Below are 25,008 nucleotides of genomic sequence, written 5' to 3'. Positions count from 1 at the left end.
GGAATCCGGGCTGATCGGGTGCCTGTGGGCTACGCATCGCAATGCGTAGGTCCAAGGTTGGCAGCCAGTGATGATTCCGTCTTGCAGGCCTGTGAACTGGTACTTTTCCCCTTGCTGTTGGTTCGCCTCGGTCTGTTCGGATCGGTGCGGTAGCCATTTGGTGGCCGAGCGTGCGGTCACGGTGCAGACCGGCTCCTGGCCAACCGAGTAAGCGGACGTGCAGGGGAGGGCGATTGTTGTGGCACCCCGACGATTACGCGGTCAGCCTGCTGCTCGTTTTCCCGGTGGGGCCGCACTCGATGGCAGGCAGTGGTCGCATCGCCTGATGCGACCACTGCCTGGCTATCACCGCACCCACCCTGACGCCACTCCGACAAGCTTCAGCAGCGGCTGTCCCATGATGGGCAGTTGCCTGGTCCGGGCAGAGTGTCGAACGGAGCCAGACGTCGGCGCCGGGACGGGCGCCGGGGACGGTCGCTCGGCGGAGCACCCACTTCGGCTCCCGAGCTGCTGCTCCAACTCCACCCTGTTTGACCGGTGTTCATGCCTCACCCCATTTGTACGACGACCATGCTGTTGCCGGGCGTCGTCGCGTCCGCCGGGGGCAGTGCCGTCGGGTAGAGGCGGACGTCGCTGAGGCGGCCGTTCGCGTACTCGGCGTAGGTGCCTTGGAAGATGCGGCGGCCGAACTGGACGGGGCCGGCGGCGTTCCAGTCGGTGCCGGTGTAGGACTTGGTGGCGGACAGGTGGCCGTTCACATAGAGGAGCAGTTGGCCGGCGACCGCGTCGTAGACACCGACGAGGTGGGTCCACTTCGAGGCCGCGGCCTTCGCGCTGTAGACCGCGGTGAAGGCGGTGCTGGTGCTGTCGTCGTCGTGGCGGCCGAAGGCCCAGACCTGGCTGGCCGAGGAGTAGTAGAGCTGGAAGCCGTTGGCCGCGCCGACGGCCGGGTCGTCGGACTGCGACACGAACGTCGAGTTGGTGCCTGACAGGGAGTTCAGCTTCACCCAGGCCGAGACCGTGAAGCTGCCGGCGGTGTTCACGCCGGTAGCGGTGGTCGCGGCGTACGAGGTGCTGCCGTTGAGGTTCAGGACTGTGCCCCGGTCGGTGTCGGAGGTCCAGGCGGCGCCGCCGGTCAGCGTGGCGGGGGCGTTGCCGGTCGGGTCGGCCGCGGTCGTGCCCGTACCGTCGGTGAGGTTCCAGCGGTGGGTGGCCGTGTCGGTGACGGTGCCGAGTGATGCGGGGTCGGCGAAGGCGGCGGTCGTGCCGGACGGGGTGGCGCCCGGGTATTCGGTCAGCTGGCCCGCGGTGTCCGTGGCGTACAGGTCGGGCTTGCCGTCGGGGCCGCCAGTGGCGCTGTTGACGTCACCGGGAGAGGCGACGGTCGGGTAGTCACGCTTGCGCAGGACCATGGACAGGGCCGTGGCGGGGTGGGTGTTCCAGCCCGTGGCGGAGCTGCTCGTCCAGTTCTGGGCGGCGGAGGCGTTGCACGTGTAGAGGCGGACCTGGGTGCCGTTGGTCACGCTCGCGACCGGATCGTCCAGGCACTTGCCGGACTGCGGGTTGGCCAGGCTGCCGGAGGCGCCCGTGGTCCACTTCTGGGACCCCGCGCCGTTGCATGTGTAGAGCTGGAGCAGGGTGCCGTTGTCCGTGCCGCCGTCGGTGGCGTCGAGGCACTTGCCTAGGACGCGCAGTGAGCCGTCGTCGTGCAGGACCCACTGCTGGGTGGCGCTGCCGTTGCAGGTATAGATCTGGATTTTGGTGTGGTCGGCGGTGTGTCCGCCCGCGTCGTCCAGGCAGACCGTGCCGCCGGAGGACGTCTTCACGGCGGAGACCAGCGGGGTGCGCACCGGGGCGTGCAGCAGCTTCGGCAGGAGCGTGCCGCTGTCCACGTCGATCGGAAACGTGTAGACGGTGCCCGAGGCGTCATCGCGCGCCCACACCGTGGGCGTGCCGCCGGTGACCTTGCCGTTGCCGCCACCGTCCACCGAGAAGGTGCCGCCGACCCGGCCGGGGGCGATCAGCGTCAGGCCGGACCAGTCGCCGTCGCCGAGCAGCAGCGGATGGCCGAGGTGGTTGACGCCGTATGTCTGGTACAGCCACAGCTTGTTGTTCTCCACCGTGAGCACGGCGGGGTGGTCGGCGTTGCCGTACACGTCTCCGTCGACGACCAGTTGGGAGATGTCCCAGGGCTTCGCGGGATCGTAGCCCGCGTTCGTGCAGCGGTCGGCGGGGACGGTGTCGGTGGCCTCGCAGTCGTCCTTGGTGACGACGTCGTAGCGGCGTCCGACGAAGCCGGGAAAGGTGGAGTAGGGCGTGCGCGGGAAGGCGCCGTCCTCCTTCGGATCGAGGTCGTTCTTCACCACGTACAGCTGCTGGGTCTTGGTGTTGTACGCGAACAGGTCGTCGTGCGTGTCACCGTGCAGATTGCCGCGGTGGGCGATCAGGTAGTCGCTCCAGGTGCCGGTGGGCGCGCCCTTCGGCGTCGAGACGATCACCGGGCCGGTGATCGCGGGCGGGTTGCTGCCGACGGGGCCGTCCTGAGCCGCCGCGGGCGCCTGGGCGGGGTCGCTGTCGCCGGGGACCAACTCCAGGTCGCCGCTGCTTGTGGTGGCGAGCAGGTCGGGGCTGCCGTCGCCGGTGATGTCCCCGGGAGCGATCTTGGTCTTCGGGTCCCAGGGTGCGGTGAAGGTGTAACTCACCGGATTCTGGGAGAGGTTGCCGGCCCTGTCGACCGCGCCGACGTACAGGGTGTGCACACCCCAGTCGGTGACCTTGATCGTGACGGTGCCGGAGGCGGTGGCGCCGCTGGTGGACGTCACCTTGGCGGGCTGGCCGGTGGCGATGGTCGGCTGGCTGTCGAGCTGCCACAGAAAGTGGTCGATGCCGCTGGCCTGGCAGGTAGCCGGGGCGCAGGTGTCGGCCGGGGTGTTGTCGGCCGCGGAGACGGCGAAGTCCGCATGGACGTCGCTGCCCGCGTAGGTGTCGCTAACTCCGCTGCCGACCGGCGGGAAGTGCGGGTTGTCGGCGACCGTCGGTGTCTGTGGCGGAGTGAAGTCGGTGTTGAACCAGCAGTGGTCGCTGATCGGCGATGTCATCTTGATCGAGGAGTTGTCCTGGGCGTAGACGTCCCAGCCGTACCCGTGACCGTCCTTGAGGGTGAAGCCGATCGGTGCGTCCGCGTCGGCACCCGAGGCGACCATGCCGCTGTCCGGCGTGCCCTTGTCCGCGGCGTTTCCGTCGGCGTCGAGGTCGGAGCGGTCCCAGACGTGGTAGTGCGCCTCGGCGTGCTCGCCGGAGATGTGGGTCGTGACGGTGGAGTGCAACTGGATGTTGCTGCCCGCGCCGCTGTACGTCGTCGCGCCGATCCAGCCGGCCGCGCTGCCGGTGACGCAGTCGCCGTCCGCGCCCACCGGCTTGGGCGCGGTGCGCACCTTGGTGGGGACGTCCGGGGGGATGTCGAAGTTGGTGGTCAGGGCGAGCGTCTGGGACATGCGCAGGTAGTCGAGATTGGAACTGGTCCTGGACTCGTTGCCGAACAGGCCGATCGTCCAGGTGCCCTTGTTGCCGTCGGCGATCTTCTGGACCTGGTCGTCGACGCGGAAGGAGGCGGTGCTGTCGCTGCAACTGCTGTTGCCGTTCGCCCCGCTGGGCACGGTCGTCTTCACGGCCGGATAGCCGTTGTCGTCGAGAGTTCCGGGCTGATTGCCCCAGTCGGTGTTCTCGTTGATCGTGCCCGTGGTGTGCAGGGTGATCGGCTGGTTGTGGGAGCAGTCGACGCTGGCCGCGTATTTGGTGCTGACCTTCACCTCGGCCTTGATGACCTTCATGGACGGGTCGAGGCCGGAGGTGTCGATCGCGTAGTACGACCGTTCGAGGCCGTCCCCGCAGGCGCCGCCCCACTGCTGGTAGCCGACACCCTCGCCGTTGGTTTGCGGCTTGTTGTACTGCGGGGCGTCGGAGCAGGCCGAGTTGGAGTACACCTCGTCGAAGGCGCCGGACTTGCTGGTCACCGGGTTCTCGAAGGGGTCGATGTAGACCGGGTAGTGCGTGTCCGGACCGTCGAGCACCGAGGTGTCGGGCGCCAGCGTGATGGCGTCGGAAGTGGTGGTCATCGGGACCTGGCCGACCTGGGCGCCGGAGCCGGGGCCTGCCGCCGAGGAGGAGGTGGCGGGAGCCGTCGGTTCGTCACCGGCGGCGGAGAGCCCCGAGAAGGAGGCGGGTTTGACGACGCCGGCCGCGTGCGCCGTCGACGTGGTGGCCGTCGTACTGGAATCCCACATCAGGGGCGGTGGACTCGTGTACGACACCGAGCCGTCGGGGGCGGTCGCCGTCATGCCACCCGCTGCGGTGGCCGACAGGTCCAGGCCGTCGGTGTCCGTGGACACTGAGAGCTGTCGGACCCGCGCGTCGGCCGCCGCCTGCGCGTTATGGACGATCAGCACGTCGCTGAAGCCGCCCTGGTCCGTCACCGTCACCGACAGGTCGACGCCAGGCAGCACGGACGCGTACAGCGCTGTGTCACCGCTGACCTGCGGGGCGGGGAGGGCGAAGGGCATGGTCAGGCTCATGCTGTGCCCGGCGGGGTCGGTGAGCGTGGCCAGGGGGCCGCTGCCTCCGCCGGACAGGTGCACGCCGTTGGGCGTGGCCCTGGGCGAGTACGTGCCGTCGGCGCCGACGGCGAGCGTGGCGTCCACCGGAACCCAGGCGCCGTCCTGACGCACGCGGACCGGCAGAACTGTCGAGGTCGTCGTGAACGAACCGTCCGGATTGGCGGCCACGGTGTCAGTCTGGCTGGTCAGCGCGTCGACCGGTACGGAGGTCCCGTCGGCGACCGCCTGGGCCTGTGCGGCGAGCAACGGGTCGGCGGTGTCGGCGGGTTCGCCGTCGGCGAGCGCTGCGGTCGGAACGGCCAGCGCCGTGAGCAGCAGTGCGCCGAGCGCCGGGAACAGCGCCAGTCTTCGGGCGGATGACGGCAGCACGGAACAACTCCTTCGCACGACGGACAGGGCAGACACGAGATCTGCGACCATCCGCGCCAGTGAACGGCTCGCCGGACGACGGGTCAGGACGTCGGCGACGGCGTGCGGCAGTGATGTTCGCTCCCCCGGCACAAAACGTACACAGGAAACGTCAAGGGAAATCACAACATTGTCATGGCATTGGCAAAAAGTGTTGAGGTTCGGTCAAGGTCGTTCTTAACCTCCCAACCTGGTTCACGCCGACCACGTGACCTTTCAGTCAACGGGCCACCAAGGCCGTTTCATTCGGGGGTAGGTCACACGTGGGTGTGCGAAGAACGATGACGCTCGTCTCCGCTCTGCTGGCCGTGATGGCGCTCTTGGTGACGGGCGCGGTCGCGCAGAACGGCGTCGGGCCGTATGTCTTCGACGGTGACATCTGGAAGCCGAAGCCGCTGCCGGCCACACCCGCTGTGGGTGACCACGAACTGACCCGCCCGACGATCGCTCATCCCCGTGGCTACCGTGCGCTGACTCGCTACCAGACGGTCAAGGCAGCCGCGCCACAGGCTGGTTCACATACCGTCGCCCTCAAGGCCGAGCCGGCCAGGGCGGGTTCGCTGCCCGTGTGGGTGGCGTCGTCCGGAAAGGCGAAGTCTCCGCAGGCGAAGTCCGAGCAGGTCCGTGTCCGACTCGCCTCCCGCGCCCAGGCGTTGCGGGCCGGCGCGGACACCGGCCTCCTGGTTGGACTGGACAGGGCCACGTCCGGTACCGCCAAGGTCAGCGTGGTCGTCGACTACTCGTCCGTGGCCAAGGCCTACGGCGGAGGCTACGGAGCCCGACTCACCCTCACCCGCCTCCCCGCCTGTGCCCTGACGACTCCGCAGCGCGCCGAATGCCGCACCCGCACGCCCCTGAAGTCCGTCAACCGCGCCACCGCGAACCAGCTCACCGCGACCACCACCGCGGACTCGGCGATCGCCGTCACCTCCGGCAGCCGGGGTTCACAGGGTGACTACTCGGCGACCTCGCTGACCCCGGCGGGCAGTTGGCAGGCCACTGGCACCGGTGGCTACTCGTACTCCTACCCCATCGACCTGCCGGCCGGGGTAGGGGACAGCGGCCCCTCGGTGGCACTGGCGTACGACTCGCAGTCCGTGGACGGCGAGACCTCGGCTCGCAATTCGCAGGCATCCTGGATCGGCGACGGCTGGAGTTACCAGCCGGGCTTTGTGGAGCGGGCGTACCGCTCCTGCGGTTCGCTGCTCGACTCCGACGACAAGAAGATTCTCAAAGGCTCGGGCGACGAATGCTGGGGCGGCGCCAACGCGACCGTCTCCTTCGGCTCCCACTCCGGTGTCCTGGTCCCGACCACCTCCTCCGGACTGCCCGGTGAGATAAGGGAGTTCAAGCTCCAGGGCGACGACGGCACTGTCGTACAGGAACTGTCCGGGGCCGCCAACGGCCTGTACGACGGAACCTACTTCCGCGTCCTGACCACTGACGGCACCGCCGCCTACTTCGGTGCTGACCACTCACCGACCGGCCCCGGCACCAAGGGGCTCGCCTCGTCGGACTCCGGCGACGACTCCACGCACGCGGCCTGGGGCGTCCCCGTCCTGCACCCGCGGTCCTCCGACCCGTGCCACAGCGACGCCGACGGCAAGAAGTCCCGCTGCGACAAGCCCGAGGGCTGGCGCTGGAACCTGGACTTCGTCGTCTCGCCAAGCGGCTTCGTGCAGCGCTACGACTACTCGACCGAGACCGGCTACTACGACCTCGGCGGTGGCCAAGCGGCCGCGACCGACGACACGGACGACACCGGCACCCTCACCTCGTACACCCACGGCGGCACGCTCACCTCGATCTCCTACGGCTACACCCTCGATGACGAGCAGGCCGGCCGCACCCCGTCCGCGCAGGTGGCCTTCACCTCCAAGCAGCGCTGCCAGACGACGTCCGCCTTCACCGACTGCTCGGCCGGGAATCTGGACGACAACACCGCACCGCACTGGCCGGACGTCCCCTGGGACCTGCACTGCGACGCGACCGACAAGACCAAACTGCCCGACGACGCCACCAAGGTGCCGACGGATGTCTGCGTCGTCTCCTCGCCCACGTTCTGGTCGACCACACGACTGGACAACATCACCACCAAGGTCCACGTCAAGGACGGCGACACCGACAAGCTGGTCCCGGTCGACAGCTACGACCTGGGGCAGGTGTACTCCGACGCGGGCGGCGCCGTCGACCCGGTCAGCGGCACCACTGTCGACCCCAAGGACGCCGGCTCGCTCCAGGCCGTTCTGTGGCTCCAGTCCATCCGGCACACCGGCAAGGGCACCTACGGCAACGGCAACAGCGACCTCGCGCTGAACCAGGTCTCCTTCACCGGCACCGAGATCGACAACCGGGTCGACGACGACTCCCCGTCCGCCCCGCCGCTGTACCGGCCGCGCATCTCCAACGTGCAGACGGAGACCGGCGAGTCGATCACCGTCGAGTACAACCAGAACCCGTGCGCGGGCAAGTCGCTCGACATCAAGTCGGCCGACTCCAACACCAACTCCTGCTATCCCGCGTACTGGACGGTGCCCGGCGCCTCCAAGCCGATCGCCGACTGGTTCAACAAGACGACCGTCCACAGCGTCACCGTCGCCGACCTCACCATCGCCGGCCAGTACACCCCCGACGCCTCGAAGATCCCGGCCGGCTCCGAGGCGCACGTCTCCACATACGCCTACTCGGGCGCCGCATGGCATCGCGACGACTCCGACCTGACCGACGACCAGTACCGCACCTGGGATGAGTTCCGCGGCTTCCGCACGGTCACCGTGCGCACCGGCAAGGCACCCGAGCCGGTCACCCAGCAGACCACCACCTACCTCCAGGGCATGGACGGCGACTACAAGGCCGACGGCACCCGCCGATCGGTCACCGTGGACGCCAAGGTCGGCGGCAACACCGTGCTGAGCGTCACCGACGCCGACCAACTCGCGGGCACCGCACTGCAGTCGGACACGTACACCGCCTCCGGCGGCACGGTGAACGCCTCCACCGTCAACGGACCGTTCACCTTCACCACCACGGCACATGCCGACCGCACCTCGTGGACGGCCTGGACCCAGGAGGACCACCCAGGGGAGACCGCGCCGGACAAGGCCACCCTGCCCGACCTCGCCGCCCGCCGGATCAAGTCCACCCAGTCGCACGGCTATTCCCTGCTCGCCGACGGCACATGGCGGCACACCCGCACCGACACCGGCTACGACGACCAGGGCCGGGTGCAGTCCGTCGACGCGCACGGCGACGTCTCCGTGGCGGCGCAGGAGAAATGTGCCACCACGGATTACGCGGCGCCTTCCTCGTCGGCCGACAACACCATGCTGCTCGCCTACCCGGACCGCATCACCGCGGTCTCCGGCCCCTGCGGCACCAAGCCCGGCACCGACACCCTGCTCTCCGACAAGAAGGTCTACTACGACGGCGACGGTTCCGTCAGCGCCCTCGGCGCCTACGGCACGGTCACCCACCCGCGCGTCACCGGCACCCAGGTCGGCATCGGCTTCGCCACCGACGGCACCGAGAACTGGCGCACCACCAGCGGCATTTCCTACGACGCCGCGGGCCGTGTCACCGACTCCCTCGACACGACGGGCCAGGGCACCCACACCGACTACCTGCCCAAGTGGAACAGCGCGGGTGGCAACACCAACCCGACGAGCATCGTCTCCACCAACCAGCAGCAGTGGAAAGTCACGTCCACCCTCGACCGGCTGCGCGGGGTGCCCGTCGAGAACGTCGACGCCAACAACCGTGTCACGGACATCACTTACGATGCCCTCGGCCGCCGTACCGCCGTCTGGCTGCCCGGACGCGACAAGGCGACACAGAGCGCGGACATGACGTTCGCGTACTCCGTGAACCCCGGTGCGGTCCCCGCCCCCGGCGGCACGATCACCCAGCCCGGCGCCCCGTCGTCCGTCACCACCCGCACCCTGCGCGAGGACGGCACCTACTCGACGTCGACCAGCATCTTCGACGGGATGCTCCAACCCCGTCAGGTCCAGACGACCGCGGACGGCGACTCCGACTCCGGCCGGATCATCTCCGACACGTTCTACGACTCCCACGGCTGGCCGAGCGCCTCGTACGCCCCCTACTCGGAGCCGGACCACTCCCCGTCCGCCGCCCTGTACGCGGCCAACGAGAACGAGATCCCCGCCGAGACCACGGCGACGTACGACGGCCAGGGCCGTGCCACCGAGAGCACCCTGTGGCACCAGGCCGTCAAGCAGTGGGGCACGAGCACGGCCTACCCCGGTGCCGACGAGACGGACACGACCCCGCCGGCCGGCGGCTCCTCGACCGCCTCCTACACCAATGCACTCGGCCAGACCGTGAAGTCGGTGGTGAAGAACACCGGCGCCACGGTCACGCTCAAGGGCGGCAGCATCATCCCGTCGGGCACCTCGCTGGCCTCCAACAGCGTGCGCCTGACCATGCAGGCCGATGGCAATCTGGTCCTCACCGCGCTCAGCAGCGGCAAGACCCTCTGGTCCAGCAACACGAGCGGAAACCCGGGCGCGTACGCCCAGTTCGGTACTGACGGCAATCTCGCCGTCCTCACGGCCGCCGGCGCCTCCAAGTGGAACAGCGGCCTGACCGCGACCACGGGCGCCACACTCCAGGTCCGCGCCGACTCGACGCTCGCCGTCGTCGGTGGCGACGGCAGCACAATCCTGTGGAAGCAGGGCACGGCAGGCGCGGTCCCGGCCGCCGACGCCACCACCCGCTACACCTACACACCTGCCGGCCAACTCGACTCGGTCAAGGACAGCGCGGGCAACACCTGGTCGTACAAGTACGACCTGATGGGCGAGCGGACCTCCCAGACCGATCCCGACACCGGCACGACGACCTTCGACAAGTACGACGCGGTCGGCAACCTGCTCCAGACCACCGACCCGCGCGGCCAGGTGCTGTCGTACGCCTACGACTGGGACAACCGGGCCACGGCGGAGTACGCGGCCCCCTGGTCGGCCACGCCCGACCCGGCCAAGCAGCAGACCTCCCGGGTCTACGACACGCTCGCCAAGGGCTACCCGACCTCCTCGACCCGCTACGTCGGCGGCGCCAGCGGCAGCGCGTACACCGAGGCGATCACCGGCTACAACACGTCCTACCAGCCGCTCGGTTCGACCCTCACAGTCCCCTCCGCAGACGGCTTCCCGGGCACGGCGGGCAGCGCCGGCGGCACGACCACGTACTCCCTGACGTCGACGTACACGCCGAACACCGGTCTGCTGGCCACCACCCAGTACCAGGCGGACGGCGGCCTCCCGGCCGAGCGCGTCGGCTACGGCTACACCCTGCAGGGCGCGTTGGACGGGTTCGGCGGCTACATCAACGCGGCCAACACGCCCTCGTACCTGGACGGCACGGTCCACGACCCCTTCGGCCGGGTCCTGCAGACCAACTACGGCCCCACGGGCAAGGAGCTCGCGACCTTCGCCCAGTACGACGCGACGACCGGCGCCACCACGCAGACCAGCAGCATGGTGCAGACGTCGACCACGGCCCTGGACGTCGTCAACTACCGCTACAACCAGGCCGGCGAGCTCACCGCGACGGACGACCTCCAGGACAACACCACCCACGACACCCAGTGCTTCGCCTACGACTCCTTCCAGCGGCTGACCGCAGCCTGGACGGACACCGCCGGCATCACCGACTCCGGCACCGCACCGGTGGGCGCCGTGGGCGGATGCAATTCGGGCTCCGTGCAGACCAGCGCGGCCCCGGTGAAGACGAAGACGGTGGGCGGGCCCGCGCCGTACTGGCAGACGTACACCTACGACCTGCTCGGCGACCGCACCGGCACGGTGAACCACGACACCACCGGCAACGCGCTCGCGGACACGACCCAGTCGACCTCCTACGCGGGTGCGGACGGAACCGCCTCCGCCGCCCACCCCGACCAGGCGGGCGCGACCACGATCAGCAACCCGGGCACGGGTACGGCCACGCAGACCCCGTCGTACACGGACACGGCCGGGAAGAACGCGGGCAACACGGTCAGCCGGGCCACGAAGACCACGGGCCCGCTGACGACCGGCTTCACCCTCACCGGCGGCGGAAAGCTGTGTGTGGAGGAGACGGGCTCGGGCGTCAAGGTTGAGGTGAACACGTGCAGTTCGACGGCCGCGGCCCAGAAGTGGACGGTCAACACCGACGGCACGGTGACCGCGGCGAATCTGTGCCTGGACACCGCGGGCAACGCGACGGCCTCCGGCACGGGCGTGGTGATGGACACCTGCTCGACCGACGCGACCCAGAAGTGGCGCACGACGTCGACCGGCACGCTGGTCAACGCGGCCAAGAGCACCCTGTGCCTGACCGACCCGAGCGCCAGCGCCACCAAGGGCACCCAGCTGACGCTCACGACCTGCGGCGGCAAGGGCCAGACCTGGTCGACGCCCACGTCCGGCGCACTGCCGGCCGGCCAGACGCAGACCTTCACGTACGACGCCGAGGGCCAAACGGCGACGGTCTCGACCCCGTCCGGGACGACAACCCGTACGAGTAAGTACCTCTACGACGCCGACGGCAACCTGCTGGAACAGACGGCGACGGTCGGTGGCACCGACAAGACCCGCGTCCTCTATCTCTTCGGCGGCGCCGAGCAGTTGACGCTCGACGTGGCGGCGAAGACGTGCACGGCCCTGCGCTACTACGCCGGGCCTGACGGCACCCAGATCACCCGATCCAGCAGCGGCAGCGTCACCTACCAGGTGGCCACCACGCAGGGCACGGCGACCACCGCCGTAGACGCGACCACCCTCGCGGCGACCCGCCGGTACTACGACCCCTACGGCAACCCGCGCGGCACAGCTCCGTCGACGTGGGTGGCGGGGGACGAGAACCACGGCTTCCTGGGGAAACCGAGCGACTCGGTGACCGGGCTGGATCTGCTGGGGGCGCGGAACTACGACCCGACGCTGGGGCGGTTCCTCACCGCCGACCCGCTCTTCCAGGCGGGCGATCCGAACCAGATGGGCGGGTACACCTACGCGGCGGACAATCCGGCGAGCGGTTCGGATCCGACGGGGTACGACAACTGGGCGAACTCGCCGTCGAACACCTGCGCCGCGGGGTTCACCTGCAAGTCCAAGACCAAGACCCATTCCACGACCCCTTCGCCTTCACCGGGGTCTCCGCCCACCACCACCTCCAGTGGTGACACGGATTCCTCCTCGACCGTCGCGGCGGCACAGCAACTGCCCCAAGCGAACCTCGATGACAAGGTCGCCCCGAACCTGCTGGACTCTGTCCTGCTGGTGCCCTTCGACTTCGCCAACTGCGAGTTCTGGATCAGCGGAGGTGGCCCGTCGCACGAGGCGTCCTGCTCTGCGGCCGGCGGCGTGTATTCGGGCGGCGAGGCCGGGGGCGGTGCCGCCGGCCTCGCGGAGAGGGGAGTAGAGGGCGGTGCGGGAGACCTCAGGGGCGCTGTCGGCGGCGACGCGGCCGCTGCGGCGGGGGCGGGCGCCGAGGCGACGGAAAACGCGGCGGCCGACATCGCGGACATGGCGGCGATCAAGCGGGCGAACGCTCAGGCCCACTCCGAGGAGGCCGAGGCGGCAGCCGCCAAGCCGAGTTCACCGAGCACCGGGGCTTCGGGGACCAAGCCGTCGGCACGGGACTCACGCGCGCCCGTCATGAAGGGCAGTCCCGGCTCCAAGGCGTCGTCGGCGTCGGTCGTCAACAAGACCCGCTTGCCGCGGGGGACGAGCATTGAGGATGGTCTCGCCGGGGCCCGGAATCTTCGAGACCGAGTGGCGGAGCGTACCCTCTTCCCGAACGGTGATGGCATCGCCGTCAGTCAGGCGATGGCGAGAAAGACGTGGACCGCAGGCTACAACGCCGAAACTCGCGAGATAGCTGTCGCCTCCTCGGGCTGTGGATATTGCGCTGAAGGAAATGTCATCAATGCCCTGGGCGGTGACGCGAACCGCGTGATGCTTACTAGGGCGCTGTTCTGGAACGGAAAAGAGGAGATCTGGGACGAGATGCCCATCTGTACTGTTTGCCAGACGTATCTGACTCCGGAGGACGTCGAGCCCGGGGCCTTGTACACGCATCCGGGCGACTGGGACAACAGATAGCATCTGCGGCTCGCGTGATTCCTTGCCGCGCGCATCATCCGAGAAACGAGCACATCGGGAGAGGGAATGAGTGCCAGGCCGTCACTGATCCAGGCTGAGCGGGTCGACTGGGCGTCGCTGCGCTGTGGATGTGGCATGACGGGTGCCCATATCCCTGATATTTTTTCCCGTTTGCTGGTAGCCGCTACGCCGCAGGAAATTGCCGAGGCGACCCTGGAAGGGCACGTCTATATTCAATCCCTCCTCTTTGAGGTGGCAATTCCCGTCACCTCTTTGATCGTCGCTGCTCTGCACGAGGAGGTCTCCGACGAGGTGCGTGTCGAGTTGCTCGACAATCTCGGAGCCTGCGTGGGAGGAGAGTCTCACTGGACCGAGATCGAAGCCGGGTCACCCGAGCTGGAGATCGACTGCCAGGTCGCGGCGCGGGAGGGTATCTGGACCCTCTACCAGGAGTACGCGACCGGTCGTGCGTCGATGGCCCGCATGCTTCTCGATGTGGTGGAGACCGATCGCGAACGGTTCGAGTACTTCGACGCCAAGCTGATCGACCGAGTCCGAAAGCGGGCAAAGCGCCCATGACCAGTTGATCTCGAATCGACTGGACCGGCGGGGTTGAGAAGAAGGAACCAGCGAGCGTGCGATTGATCGATGTGGAGATCGGCCGGTATGACTGGTCGGCGTTTGCTTGTGGCTGTACGAAAACGGCCGCGCACCTCGCCGATGACCTGCGGCGGCTGGCAGTGGCGCAGTCCAGCGAGGAGGCTCGGGCGCTTCATATCGAGAACCACGCCATGATTCAGTCGATCCCGCAGGAGCCGGCGGTGCCCGTCGCCTCGGTGCTGATGGCGGCGCTCGCGGGCGACCTTTCTCCCGGCGCGAGATTCGTATGCCTGGATCTACTCAGCGGACTGGTGTTCAACGACGGCGACGACTCGTCGGAGCGGTGCCAGCAGATCGCGCGACAAGGGCTCTGGTTGCTGTACCGGGATCTTTGGTCCGGCACTTTGCCCGGGATCGTCGCTGGCGCCTATGAGGTACTGAGGGTGAGCGAGGATGACAATGACCGCCTCCGCGCCTACCGGGATTCAGGGCAGGTCGATCTGCCCGACTACCTGGTCGACTGAAGACCCGGACGAGTCCAGGGGCTCGGGGACGGCATGGCTGCGGTAGGAGGAACAGACGCAGTGGCTGGTGAATCGTGTGGGATTGCGCGAAATATCTGAAGAGGCCTTGCCCCGGCAACGCGGCGCGCCAAGTGGGCACTCTTTGACGCAACTTGATGAACTGTCATGTTCCGCCGAGGTGCATCCAAGAGGCGCTCTGGACCCGGTATCGCACGGTCTCGCAGGCCGAGAGGTCCACGTGGCACCTGCCGGCCGTCGGCCGATGGACCCACCTGGTCGGCGTCTATGACGCCTATGCCGTCGCCTCGACCAGGGCGCCTACGGCGGGTACGCCAACGGCAAGGTCAGCAACATCCACATCTACGAAAACGCCCCGTCCCGGCCGGCGCCGTCGCGAAGGGCGACCGCCCTGTTGTCGGCTAACTCGACTGACCTGCAAGGGGCGTTCGGGAGTTGGCAGGTTGCAAACCGCCCGTACGGCGCTCCCAGGCACCGCTCTGTCAGGGCACGTCACTAAAGTTCTCGATCACCCGACCCTCGAACTCGCGCACAAATGCCGGCCTGAAGGTTCTCGACCTGGCGCAGCCCCTTCCGCGCGATCCTCACACTCACGCTTGAAGTCGACCGATTCCCTGGGGGGACCATCTTGAGACGCAGCACCTTCTTGGCGGCAGCCACGGCAACCGCCCTGTCCGCCACCCTGTTCACGGGCCTTTCGCCGGCCCGGGCGGACAACGCCACCGGCGGGCCCGTCCTGTCCGACGCGGACGGCTGGTACGAACCGGGGCTGGTCTTCGTGACCGCGCACTCGGACCGGCCTCTCACGCACATCACGGCCCACTTCTATCCGCTGGACGCACCGGCGGGCGGACCGGAAGCCGGATCGACCGAGGACTTCACCCAGTACACCGGACAGGACGCGACGTCAGGGGTCTGGCGGGCGCCGGTCCATCTGGCCGACCTCGGCGACTACCGGGTCACCGTCGACCTTGAGGACGCCTCCGGCGCCACCGTCACCAGCGCCCTCTCCCCGCACACGCTGCGGTATCAGACCCTGGTCAGGATCCCCGAGCTGACCGCCACCCCCGCCGTGCCGGACTATCTCCACCAGCAGGTCACCGTCAGCGGCACCGCCGTCGCCACGGACCCCCGCCACCCGGACACCCCAACTCCCGCCGCCGGCGTACCCGTCGACATCGAGACCGGGCGGGGGCGGGTGAACGCGACCACCACGGCCGACGGCCGCTTCACCGCCGCCTTCGTCCCCGTCCAGACGTCCATCGACCTGACGGCCGCTCCCGGGGCCTCCGTCAACTACCCGGGCGCGATCGACCTGTTGAGCCCCAAGAAGTCCCTGCACACCACCCAGGCACCCGTCCGCTTCACCGCGAGCACGCACGCCCTGAACCTGAAGCAGGGCGCCACCGGCACGGTCACCGGCCGCGCCGAGATCCAGACGACCGCCGGCTGGCAGCCACTGCCGAACACCACGATCTCCCTCGCCGGGCTTGACGCAAGCAACCGTCCCTCCTTCGAGGTCGGCGAGACCACCACCGACAGCCGCGGCGCCTACACGCTGCACGTCTCCTCCTACAACGCCGCCCCGGCAGCCGAACTCATGGCGGGCAACGGCGACAGGCCCTTCCAGCAGCTCGCCACCGAACCCTTCAGTCTCCATGTCGCCTACGCCACCCACCTCGACATGAGCGCGGACCTCACCGACACCTCGTCCCTCAAGGTCTCCGGCTACGTCTACTACGAAGACGCACGCGCCCACTGGCCCGCCAAGCCCACCGTCACCCTGCAGTACTCCAAGGACGGCAGGAGCGGCTGGAAGAACGCGACCACGGTCCCCATCAAGATCCGCTACAACAAGCCCCTGTTCGAGGAGGACTTCGCCCGCACCCTCACCACGACGAACAGCAACGCCTACTGGCGCGCCCGCTTCGACGGCAATCCCGACCTGGCGACCAACACCACCAAACCCGTCCACCTCTACCGCTACGCCACCCGCATCACCGGCTTCCACGCCTCAGCGAACCCGGTCCGCAAGAACCAGGCGTTCAGTTTCGCCGGCACCCTCCAGTACAAGAACGGCACCACCTGGAAGCCGCTCTACGGCGGTTCCCCCACCCTCTACTTCAAGCCCCGTGGCTCCACCACATACCGCTACGTCACCGAACTGGGCACCGACAGGCAAGGCCACCTCATCGGCATGGAGACCGCCAAACAGGACGGCACCTGGGCCATCGCCCTCAGCCGCCAGACCGGAGACCACTACCTCAGAAGCGCCCAGGTCACCGACTACGTCGACGTCCGGTGAACTGCCGCTGATGCCATTCGCTGCAGGGTTCGTGGGCCGCGCGCCGGAGCGCGCATCCTCCGTGACTTGTAGGTCTGCCACAACAGGTGTGGAGGGCAGGTGGAGGCGGCGATGCTCGTGGCCATAGCGCTCGTGGTGGCCGCCCGGTGGCCGGACGCCTTTGGACGGTGCGTCACGGGGTGGTGCAGGCCAACCTGCGGCGCATCCTCTGATCAGGCAGAACGTCACTAGGTAGCACGACCAAGCACCGCACAACACGATCGCTCATGGTCTTGTAATGCGTAGGTCGTCGGTTCGAATCCGACAGGGGGCTCCATGGAAAACCCCGGGTCAGGCTTCTGACCTGGGGTTTCTTGTTTTGGGTGACCTTGGAATCCGGGCTGATCGGGTGCCTGTGGGCTACGCATCGCAATGGGTAGGTCTGAGGTCGACTGCCAGTGGGCGTTTCTCGGCGTGGTGGCCATGCGGTGGCCGAGCGTGCAGCGGTTGTGCGGATGGAGCCCGATCGGTCGTGCGCTCGCAGGCGTGCTTGGGGGCCGGGTTTGCCGTCGGCCGCTGACCAGACGAAACGCCAGGTCCTGGGAGCTCACCGGCCGTCGGTGGTCTGGCGTACCACCGCACCCGGCGGCCGGTCTTCCTGAGCTGTGAGAGCGGTGAGTGCGTCGCGCAGGCCGGCGCGGGCGGTGACGCCGAGTTTCGGGAACACGTTGTAGAGGTGGCCGCTGACCGTGCGGGCGGACAGGTGCAGCCGTTCGCCGATCGCCTTGTTCGTGAGGCCTGAGGCCGCGAGCGTGGCGATCTGCAACTCCTGGGGAGTGAGCCGGGTGTCTGTCGAGCCTGTCTGGCGCCGGGAGACGCCGGTCGCTCCCAGTTCGGTTCGGGCGCGCTCCGCCCACGGTGCGGCCCGTAGCCGGTCGAAGATCGTCAGCGCGGCGGTGATGTGGATGCGTGATTCGACGGTGGCCCGTTCCCGGCGCAGGTGTTCGCCGTAGGCCAGCAGGACGCGTCCGCGTTCGAAGGGCCACAGGTTCTCGGGCGCCGCCGCGAGGGCCCGTTCGAAGTGGGCGTTCGCCGCCTCTCCCTCGGACACCAGTCCCTGTGCCGCGGCCACGAGCATTGCCCAGCGGGTGGAGATCTTGGTGATGTCCATCCGCAGCATCGCCTCGACGTAATGCCGCGCCTGGTCCGACCGGCCGGTTCGGACGGCTGCCTCTACGAGGTCGTAGGCGACGAAGAGTTGGAGTTGTCGGGCGGTGCCGGGTTCCAGTCCATGTGGGCTGATCTTGGTCGCTGCTGTGTACGCCGTCTCGAAGTCGCCGCGGCCGATCGCCGCGAGTGTCCGTACGCGGTGCACGTGTTGGGGCACGATGAAGGCCTGGCGCGGGATCGACCAGGCCAGCATTGCCTCCAGTGGTTCTTCCGCCTTGTCCTGCTGACCGAGCGCGGCTGCGGCGAGGGCTCTGCTGTAGTGCAGGAACCAGACGAAGTTGACGTATCCGTAGGACTCGGCGCGCTCCAGTCCCTCTTCCGCGAAGCGCTGGGTGTCGTCCCACCGCCCGGCGAGGTAGCTCTCCGCGCACAGCAGCATGAGCGCGTTGGTGACGGAGGCGACGGCCCCTGTGCGTGCGGCGTCCTGCCAGACGCGGAGCAACGGTTCGCGCAGGTCGGCGAGGCGGTCGACGTCGTTGGCGACATACCCCACGCGGATGATCTGCCCCGGGTCGAGCTCGGTTGTCAGTGTCGCGATCTCCTGGTCCAGGGTGTGCAGTGCCTCGGGGGAGACGAGGGCCGGGTTGGACACGACCTCGGAGCGGATGAGTAGGCCCTCTGGCAGCAAGTCGCGGTATTTGTCGACGAGTTCAAGATACGGGTCCCACATCTCCTTGCGTCCGTTGAGCGAGGCGATCACCGAGAGGACCCAGATCGCGGCGTTGATCTCCTCCGCGGTCGGCTCCGCCCCGGGCGCCCGCAGCGCGGTGGTGAGTACCCGGAACGCCGAGACGACGTCCGCGTCGGAGTACAGCATGAGCGAGGCCGCGGCCGAAGCGGTCGCCAGCGAGCCGACGTCGGTGTTCAGCTGGCGCGCGTGGGTGAGGAGTTGTGAGACCGACTGGAGGTCTCCCATCACCTCGGCCGCGAAGTACGCGGCCCCGGCCAGGCGTTGTGACCGGTGTTCGGGATCCGGGCTCAGATCGGCCGACCGTGTCATGGCCGCCACCGCCGCGGAGGGGTCTCCGCGTTTGAGGGCCTGGATCGATTCGTGCTGGAGGAGGGTGGCCACCTCCTCGTCGGGGCCGTAGGAGGCGTCGGCGAGGTGCCAGGCGCGGCGTCCCGGATCGGCGCGTCGGCAGCCGGCGAGTGCCCGGTGGGCCCTGCGCCGTTCTTCGGGACGGGCCAGTTCTACGACGGCGGAGCGCACCAGCGGGTGGCGGAAGACGATGGAGTGGCGGCTGTCGACGACGATGATGCGCTCGCGTTCGGCGATGTCGAGGTGGTTTGCGGCACCGGGTCCCACCACGCTCTCGGCGGACAGCGCCTGGCCGGAACCGTCCAGGGCGAGCAGCAGGAGCAGGTCCCGGGTCTCCGGTGCGAGCGTGGCGATCCGGGCGGTGAACATCCTGGTGAGCCGTTCGGTCAGCGGCAGCACGGTGGGGAGCGTGTCCGCTGTGGGGTACCGGTCCGAGGTCAGTGTCGCCGGCAGTTCGACGAGGGCGAGCGGGTTGCCCTGGGCCTCGGAGACGATGCGTCGGCGCACGTGCTGGGGCAGGTCCGGGTAACGGGTGAGCAGGAGGGCCTCGGACTCCGAGTCGTCCAGGGAACGCATGGTGAGGCTGTTGACGTCGCCGCGAATCCGCAGGGGCTCGCCGGTCGTGCGGACTGTCGAGAGCATGCGCACCCGGGTTCCGGCGACGCGCCGGGCCACGAAGGACAGGACGTCGGCGCTGGCGTCGTCGAGCCACTGGACGTCGTCGATGACGGCGACCAGCGGCTGGTCCCGTGCGGCGAGGAGGAGCAGTGACAGGGCGGCGGTCGAGATGAGGATGCGCGAGGGGGTCGCCCCGTCGCCGAAGCCCAGTGCCACTCGTAGAGCGCTCTCGTGGTCCGGGTCGAGTTCCGCGAACAGCGGGACCAGCGGCATCAGCAGCTGGTTGAGGCCGGCGAACGCGATATTGGCCTCGAACTGGGCGCCGGCGGCCCGCAACGTCCTCATGCCCCTGGCGCGGGCGAGATCGGCGGCGGCGTCGAGCAGAGCGGACTTTCCCACACCGGGATCGCCGAACAGGGTCAGCGAGCCGCCGAGCCGGGCGGTGTCGTCGATCACGGCTCGGATGAGGTCCAGTTCGCTGGACCGGCCGGTCAGACCGGTCCCGACGCCCTGACCTTCGGTGCCCGGGTGCTCTGCGCTCATGAGGAGGCGCCTCTTTCCCCTGTCTGTCCCGACTCTATTCGACGCCGCACCGCACTGCGTCGGCCTCTTCTCCAGGGGACTGATTCTCTAGGGGGCCGTGCTGGTGGCCGCGTCCTCGATGAGGTGGGTGACGGTGCCGGGGTGGGAGATCAGCGCGACGTGGGAGCTGTTGATCTCGACGGTGTGGGAGTGGGCACGCCGGGCCTCGAACCGCTCCAGCGGTGCGCCCAGCGCCTCGTCCTGCCGGGCGACCAGGGCCCAGGAGGGGATGGTGCGCCAGGCGGCGGCCGTGGCGGAGGAGGCGAACGCGGCGGCGGCGACGGGGCGCTGTTCGGCACCCATCACGACGGTTTGGGAGGCGGGAAGGTCGGCCGCGAACACGGCCCGGAAGCGGGTGGGGTCGACATAGAGGTCCGAGCCGTTGGTGCCGTCGGAGTTGCTGAAGGGCACCGGGCGCAGGGCGGGGGCCAGTTCGTTGGTACCGGGGAACTTGTCCGACAGCGTGCTCAGTTTCTCGCCCTTGTCCGGGACAAGGGCGGCGATGTAGACGAGAGCCTTGACCTGGGGGTCGCCGGCGGCGGCCTGGGAGATGACGGCGCCGCCGTAGGAGTGGCCCACCAGGATGACCGGACCCTTGACGCTCGCCAGGATGCTGGCGACGTAGGTCGAGTCCTCGGCCAGGCCGCGCAAGGGGTTGGCCGGAGCGATCACCGGATAGCCGTCGCGCTGCAGGCGCTCGACCACGCCGTTCCAGCTCGAAGCGTCGGCGAAGGCGCCGTGCACCAGTACCACCGTCGGTTTGGCGGCGGCGGGGGTGGTGTGGGCGGAGGCCAGCGGGATCAGGGACAGGCTGGCCGAAGCGGTGACGGCGGCGGTGATGAGCAGGGTGCGCGGCCGGGGACGGGGGATGGACATGGTGGATCTCCTCGGGAGGCGGTGGGGGTCGAGCGGGTGAGTGGAGGGCCGGGTCAGGCGGGCGCTGGGGGCCAGGTGATCAGGGGTTGGCACGGGCACGGGCCGCCCGTGGTCCTGGAGCGGGCCGTCGGGAGTGGGTGCACAGGGCGCACACCAATGAGAGGAAAGGGGCGATCGAGGCGCTGACGGGTCCGATGCGGGCCGCGGGTGCGCTCGCGTACCGCGCATGCGTGGGAGTTGGGAGTGCAGCAGGGCCGGGCCAGGGGCGGGGCGCTGGTCAGACGGCCTGGCTGAGTGCCTGGAACTGGGCGTCGGTCAAGGTGACCTGCGCGGCCAGGGTGTTCTCCTCCAGGTGGGCCACGCGGGAGGTGCCGGGGATGGGCAGCATCACCGGGGAGCGCCGCAGCAGCCAGGCCAGGGCCAGCTGGGAGGGGCTCGCGCCGTGCTCCTTGGCGAGCGTGTCCAACGGGCTGCCTGGGCGCGCCAGTTGGCCGGTGGACATGGGGAACCAAGGGATGAAGCCCAGGTTTTCCCGTTCGGCGTACTCCAGGACGTCCTCGGCACCGCGATTGGCCAGGTTGTACAGGTTCTGCACGGAGACGATGTCCGCGATCTTCCGGGCTTCCTTGATCTGCTCCACGGTCACCTCCGACAGGCCGATGTGGCGGATCTTGCCCTCCTGCTGGAGCAGGAGCAGCTCACCGACCTGGTCGGCCGGCGGGACCTTGGGGTCGATACGGTGCAGCTGGTAGAGGTCGATCCGCTCCACGCCCAGGTGGCGCAGGCTCAGTTCGGCCTGCTGACGTAGGTACTCGGGGCGGCCGAGCGCGCGCCAGTCGTCCGGGCCCGAGCGGGAGAGCCCGCCCTTGGTGGCGATCACCAGGTGCTGGGAGTACGGGTGGAGGGCCTTGCGGATGAGCTGCTCGCTGACGAACGGGCCGTATGAGTCGGCGGTGTCGATGAAGTTCACGCCCAGCTCGGCGGCCCGGCGCAGCACGCGCACGGCCTCCTCGGGGTCCTTGGGGTCGCCCCACACTCCGGGGCCCGTCAACTGCATCGCACCGTAGCCGAGCCGGTTGACGGGCAGGTCGCCGCCAAGGCGGTAGACCCCGGAGGCGTCGGCCGGGCGTGCCGTGTCGTGTGCCATGGTCTGCCTTCCTGATCCAATAAACGTTCGTCCAAAAGTTCGGCGGGGTGCCGACGCTCGCGCGGATCGGCCGGTGTAGCCCGGCGGGAGCCTCTGTTGCTGACGGCAGGTCGGCCGCGTTCACGCGGCCCTCGACTCGGGGCGCGGTATGTCACGCTGACGTTCGGTCAGACCGCCCCAGATTCCGTACGGCTGACGTGTGCTCAGCGCGAACGCGGCGCACCTGTCGAGGACCGGGCAGGCCCGGCAGACTTCTACGGCACGTTGTTCGCGCCTGCGTCGGCGGTGGCCGCGTTCGCCGGGGGGTGAGAAGAACACAGCCGATGCCATGCCCCGGCAGGCGGCCTCGGCCTGCCATTGCCAGGAGTCGAGCAGGGGGACGAGGGGACTGACGCTCATGGTTGATGTCTTCTCCGAAGAAGTAGGAGTAGCGGGCGGGTGGTACACGGGCGGGCAGGAGCTGGCAGTAGCCGGGCTCCCGCCCGCCCGCGTGCCGCCTAGGAGGCCAGGAAGTCGACGAGCGCGGCGTTGACCTGGTCCGCGTGGGTCCACAGCAGCCCGTGGGGGGCGTCGTCGATCTCGACGTACTGCGCGTCGGGCACCGCCTTGGTGAACTGCCGACCGGTGGCGTCGATCGGCAGGATCCGGTCGGCGGTTCCCTGGAGGATGAGCGCCGGCACGTCGATCTTCGCGATGTCGGCGCGCATGTCGGTGTGCCAGCTGGGCACCACGGCCGAGGACGCGAACGGGGACATGCGGGTGGCGGTGACCCAACTGCCGCGCACCGCCTCCTCGCTGATGCGGGTGCCCAGGTTCACGTCGAGGTTGTAGAAGTCGTTGAAGAAGCTGGTGAACCAGGCGTACCGGTCCTTCTCCGCGGCCGAGATGATCCCGTCGAACACGTCGGCGGGAAGGCCGGTGGGGTTGTCGGGGGTCTGCAGCAGGAACGGTTCGATGGGTGCCAGGAACGCGACCTTGCGGAGGTTGTCGGTGCCGTGGGTGCCGATGTAGCGGCCGATCTCGCCGGTGCCCATCGAGAAGCCGACCAGGGCGACGTCCTTGAGACGCAGCACGTCGAGCAGTACGTCGAGGTCGTTGGCGAAGGTGTCGAAGTCGTAGCCGGTGGTGGGCTGGCTGGACTGGCCGAAGCCCCGGCGGTCGTAGGTGATGACGCGGTGTCCGGCCTTGAGGAGCGCCAGGATCTGCAGCTCCCAGGACTTGCCGTCCAGCGGGTAGCCGTGGATCAGCACGACGGGCGAGCCCTCGCCGTGGTCCTCGTAGTACAGGTCGACATCGGTGGTGTTTTCCTTGGCGACGGTGATGTAGGGCATGGCTTCGCTTCCTGAGTGGGTGAGGAAAGGAGAGGGGAGGGGTGCCGGTTCAGGGCCGGCGCAGGGCCTGGACCGCGAAGGCGGCGACTTCGTGGTCCTGCGCGGGTGATCCGCCGCCGGCCCCCAGCGCCCCGACGACGACCCCGCGGGCGTCGGTGATCGGGACGCCGCCGGCGACGAAGGCCAGCGGGAGCGTGGCGGCGGTCTGGATCGAGGACAGCGGGGCGCCGGACTGCACCGCGGGGGCCAGGTCCGCGGTCGCGGCGCCGAAGTACACCGCGGTACGGGCCTTGGCCCGGGAGGTGTCGATGGAGGCGAGCGCCGCGCCGTCCATCCGGGTCACCAGCACGGTGTTGCCGCCGCCGTCGAGGACCGTGAAGGTGTACGGGACCCCGAACTCAGTGGCCTTGTGGACGCCTGCGGCGGTGGCCGTGGCCGCGTCGTCCAGGGTGAGGATGACGGGCGAGATCTGCGTGATGGGCATGGCCGTTCCTCTTCGGGTCGTGCCGGAGGTCGTGCCGGGTGGTGTCACTTCTCCTGGTAGGGGGCGGCCTTGGCGAGGTCGGGGCGGGTGACGGGGTGGCCGTCGATGGTCTGGTAGGTGGCGGCGGAGCGGCCGAGGGTGTCGAGGAGGGTGGCGGGGCCGGCGAAGGGCTTGCCGCCGATGTGCCAGCCGTCGGTGTGGAGTTCCTCGATGAGGACCCAGACGATCTCGCGGAAGGCCTCGGATCCCTCGAACTTGACCATGACCTCGGTGAGGGCGGCGGCCATGTCGTGCTTCTCCTGGGTGGTGAACACTCCGTCGACGAGCTTGACGTTGACGAACGGCATGAGGTGCTCCTTGGGTCGGGATGCGTCGTCCCTGCCGAGTGGCGGGGACAACTGAAGCGTCGCCCCGGGGGCATCCGGACCGCACCAGTCATCCGACCTGACTCCACGGGGTCTTTGCGCGGCGCCGCCCTCGCACCGGAGCCGTGCGGCCTACGGCGACACCACCGCACCGGGTGTGCCGTGTGCCTGCGACGAGCGCACCGGGCCGCTGCCCGTATCCGCCCAGGTGGGCCCGGGGCGGTGAAACCCGGGTCGGATGACTCATGCCCGGCCGTGGGGCGGCGACGACCATGGGTAGGGACGGCGCAGCCGCCGAATCCCCCACCATCCCTCACCGATGAAACGAGAAACCCCATGTCCGAGAAAACCAACAAGCAACTGGTCGCGGAGGCGTTCGACGCCTGGGCCGCCGGCACCGGCGGGGTGTTCGACCTGCTGGCCGAGGACGCCGACTGGACCATCGTCGGCAACAGCGTCGCCTCCGGCACCTACCCCACCCGCGAGGCGTTCATCAGCACGGTCATCGCCCCGTTCAACGCCCGGATGAGCAGCCCGCTGGTGCCGTCCGTCCGCGCGCTGTACGCCGACGGAGACACCGTGGTCGCGCTGTTCGACGCGAGCGCCACGGTGCGCGACGGCTCGCGCTACGACAACACGTACGCATGGTTCCTGACGATGCGTGACCAGCGGATCGTGAGAGCAGTCGCGTTCTTCGACAGCGTCGAGTTCAACGACTTCTGGGCCCGGGTCCAGCCCGCCTGACCCCTGCTGCCGCACCCCCTTGACCGCCCTGTCCGAAGAT

At 68.9% G+C, this 25,008-nt stretch carries 13 protein-coding genes; 5 read left to right on the top strand and 8 right to left on the bottom strand.

Annotated elements, in window-relative coordinates:
* Positions 1–548 precede the first annotated feature (548 nt).
* Positions 549–4,982 carry a LamG-like jellyroll fold domain-containing protein gene (locus tag ACGFY9_RS07010; protein WP_393752712.1) on the bottom strand — a complete coding sequence of 1,478 codons (4,434 nt, stop codon included), beginning with the start codon at positions 4,980–4,982 and terminating at the stop codon, positions 549–551.
* A 320-nt stretch (positions 4,983–5,302) separates the two neighbouring features.
* Here ACGFY9_RS07010 and ACGFY9_RS07005 point away from each other — a divergent pair, with 320 nt between their 5' ends.
* From ACGFY9_RS07005 to ACGFY9_RS06990, 4 genes are all read left to right on the top strand, one after another.
* Positions 5,303–13,126 carry a ricin-type beta-trefoil lectin domain protein gene (locus tag ACGFY9_RS07005; protein WP_393752711.1) on the top strand — a complete coding sequence of 2,608 codons (7,824 nt, stop codon included), beginning with the start codon at positions 5,303–5,305 and terminating at the stop codon, positions 13,124–13,126.
* Between the two features lie 66 nt (positions 13,127–13,192).
* A complete protein-coding gene (locus ACGFY9_RS07000; protein ID WP_393752710.1) occupies positions 13,193–13,705 on the top strand; it encodes a hypothetical protein in 513 nt (170 codons plus the stop codon).
* 56 nt (positions 13,706–13,761) lie between these two features.
* Entirely contained in the window at positions 13,762–14,250 is a 489-nt protein-coding gene (locus ACGFY9_RS06995; protein WP_393752709.1) for a hypothetical protein, read from the top strand.
* Positions 14,251–14,896: 646 nt separating this feature from the next.
* The gene (locus tag ACGFY9_RS06990; protein WP_393752708.1) at positions 14,897–16,573 is read left to right on the top strand and encodes a hypothetical protein; all 1,677 of its coding nucleotides are present in this window, start codon (positions 14,897–14,899) and stop codon (positions 16,571–16,573) included.
* Between the two features lie 586 nt (positions 16,574–17,159).
* Here ACGFY9_RS06990 and ACGFY9_RS06985 read toward each other — a convergent pair.
* The 7 genes from ACGFY9_RS06985 to ACGFY9_RS06955 all read right to left on the bottom strand — a co-directional run bounded on the left by ACGFY9_RS06985 (position 17,160) and on the right by ACGFY9_RS06955 (position 24,206).
* Positions 17,160–19,982, bottom strand: coding sequence for an ATP-binding protein (locus tag ACGFY9_RS06985; RefSeq protein WP_393752707.1), 2,823 nt, complete (start codon positions 19,980–19,982; stop codon positions 17,160–17,162).
* Positions 19,983–20,069: 87 nt separating this feature from the next.
* Entirely contained in the window at positions 20,070–20,897 is an 828-nt protein-coding gene (locus tag ACGFY9_RS06980; protein ID WP_393752706.1) for an esterase/lipase family protein, read from the bottom strand.
* A gap of 277 nt (positions 20,898–21,174) precedes the next feature.
* On the bottom strand, positions 21,175–22,044 hold the full coding sequence (locus tag ACGFY9_RS06975) for an aldo/keto reductase (RefSeq protein ID WP_393752705.1): 870 nt from the start codon (positions 22,042–22,044) through the stop codon (positions 21,175–21,177).
* Between the two features lie 120 nt (positions 22,045–22,164).
* Positions 22,165–22,443 carry a WhiB family transcriptional regulator gene (locus ACGFY9_RS06970; RefSeq protein ID WP_393752704.1) on the bottom strand — a complete coding sequence of 93 codons (279 nt, stop codon included), beginning with the start codon at positions 22,441–22,443 and terminating at the stop codon, positions 22,165–22,167.
* Between the two features lie 98 nt (positions 22,444–22,541).
* On the bottom strand, positions 22,542–23,375 hold the full coding sequence (locus tag ACGFY9_RS06965; RefSeq protein ID WP_393752703.1) for an alpha/beta fold hydrolase: 834 nt from the start codon (positions 23,373–23,375) through the stop codon (positions 22,542–22,544).
* Between the two features lie 49 nt (positions 23,376–23,424).
* Positions 23,425–23,859 carry a heme-binding protein gene (locus tag ACGFY9_RS06960; RefSeq protein WP_393752702.1) on the bottom strand — a complete coding sequence of 145 codons (435 nt, stop codon included), beginning with the start codon at positions 23,857–23,859 and terminating at the stop codon, positions 23,425–23,427.
* A gap of 44 nt (positions 23,860–23,903) precedes the next feature.
* Positions 23,904–24,206 carry a tautomerase family protein gene (locus ACGFY9_RS06955; RefSeq protein ID WP_019064730.1) on the bottom strand — a complete coding sequence of 101 codons (303 nt, stop codon included), beginning with the start codon at positions 24,204–24,206 and terminating at the stop codon, positions 23,904–23,906.
* A 354-nt stretch (positions 24,207–24,560) separates the two neighbouring features.
* Between ACGFY9_RS06955 and ACGFY9_RS06950 the strand changes: the two genes are divergently transcribed.
* Positions 24,561–24,968: a nuclear transport factor 2 family protein gene (locus ACGFY9_RS06950; protein WP_393752701.1), complete on the top strand. Its 408-nt coding sequence runs from the start codon at positions 24,561–24,563 to the stop codon at positions 24,966–24,968.
* Positions 24,969–25,008: the final 40 nt, after the last annotated feature.

The sequence above is a fragment of the Streptomyces sp. NPDC048504 genome (assembly GCF_043200035.1).
Classification (GTDB): domain Bacteria; phylum Actinomycetota; class Actinomycetes; order Streptomycetales; family Streptomycetaceae; genus Streptomyces.
Note: the sequence above shows the minus strand (reverse complement) of the source record. Positions and strands in the feature narration are given on the sequence as shown.

What these genes read in the sequence shown, in the direction of transcription:
- ACGFY9_RS07005 (WP_393752711.1), top strand. Translation starts at nt 5,303, where the DNA reads ATGACGCTCGTCTCCGCTCTGCTGGCCGTGATGGCGCTCTTGGTGACG.
- ACGFY9_RS07000 (WP_393752710.1), top strand. Translation starts at nt 13,193, where the DNA reads ATGAGTGCCAGGCCGTCACTGATCCAGGCTGAGCGGGTCGACTGGGCG.
- ACGFY9_RS06985 (WP_393752707.1), bottom strand. Translation starts at nt 19,982, where the DNA reads ATGAGCGCAGAGCACCCGGGCACCGAAGGTCAGGGCGTCGGGACCGGT.
- ACGFY9_RS06980 (WP_393752706.1), bottom strand. Translation starts at nt 20,897, where the DNA reads ATGTCCATCCCCCGTCCCCGGCCGCGCACCCTGCTCATCACCGCCGCC.
- ACGFY9_RS06975 (WP_393752705.1), bottom strand. Translation starts at nt 22,044, where the DNA reads ATGGCACACGACACGGCACGCCCGGCCGACGCCTCCGGGGTCTACCGC.
- ACGFY9_RS06970 (WP_393752704.1), bottom strand. Translation starts at nt 22,443, where the DNA reads ATGAGCGTCAGTCCCCTCGTCCCCCTGCTCGACTCCTGGCAATGGCAG.
- ACGFY9_RS06965 (WP_393752703.1), bottom strand. Translation starts at nt 23,375, where the DNA reads ATGCCCTACATCACCGTCGCCAAGGAAAACACCACCGATGTCGACCTG.
- ACGFY9_RS06960 (WP_393752702.1), bottom strand. Translation starts at nt 23,859, where the DNA reads ATGCCCATCACGCAGATCTCGCCCGTCATCCTCACCCTGGACGACGCG.
- ACGFY9_RS06955 (WP_019064730.1), bottom strand. Translation starts at nt 24,206, where the DNA reads ATGCCGTTCGTCAACGTCAAGCTCGTCGACGGAGTGTTCACCACCCAG.
- ACGFY9_RS06950 (WP_393752701.1), top strand. Translation starts at nt 24,561, where the DNA reads ATGTCCGAGAAAACCAACAAGCAACTGGTCGCGGAGGCGTTCGACGCC.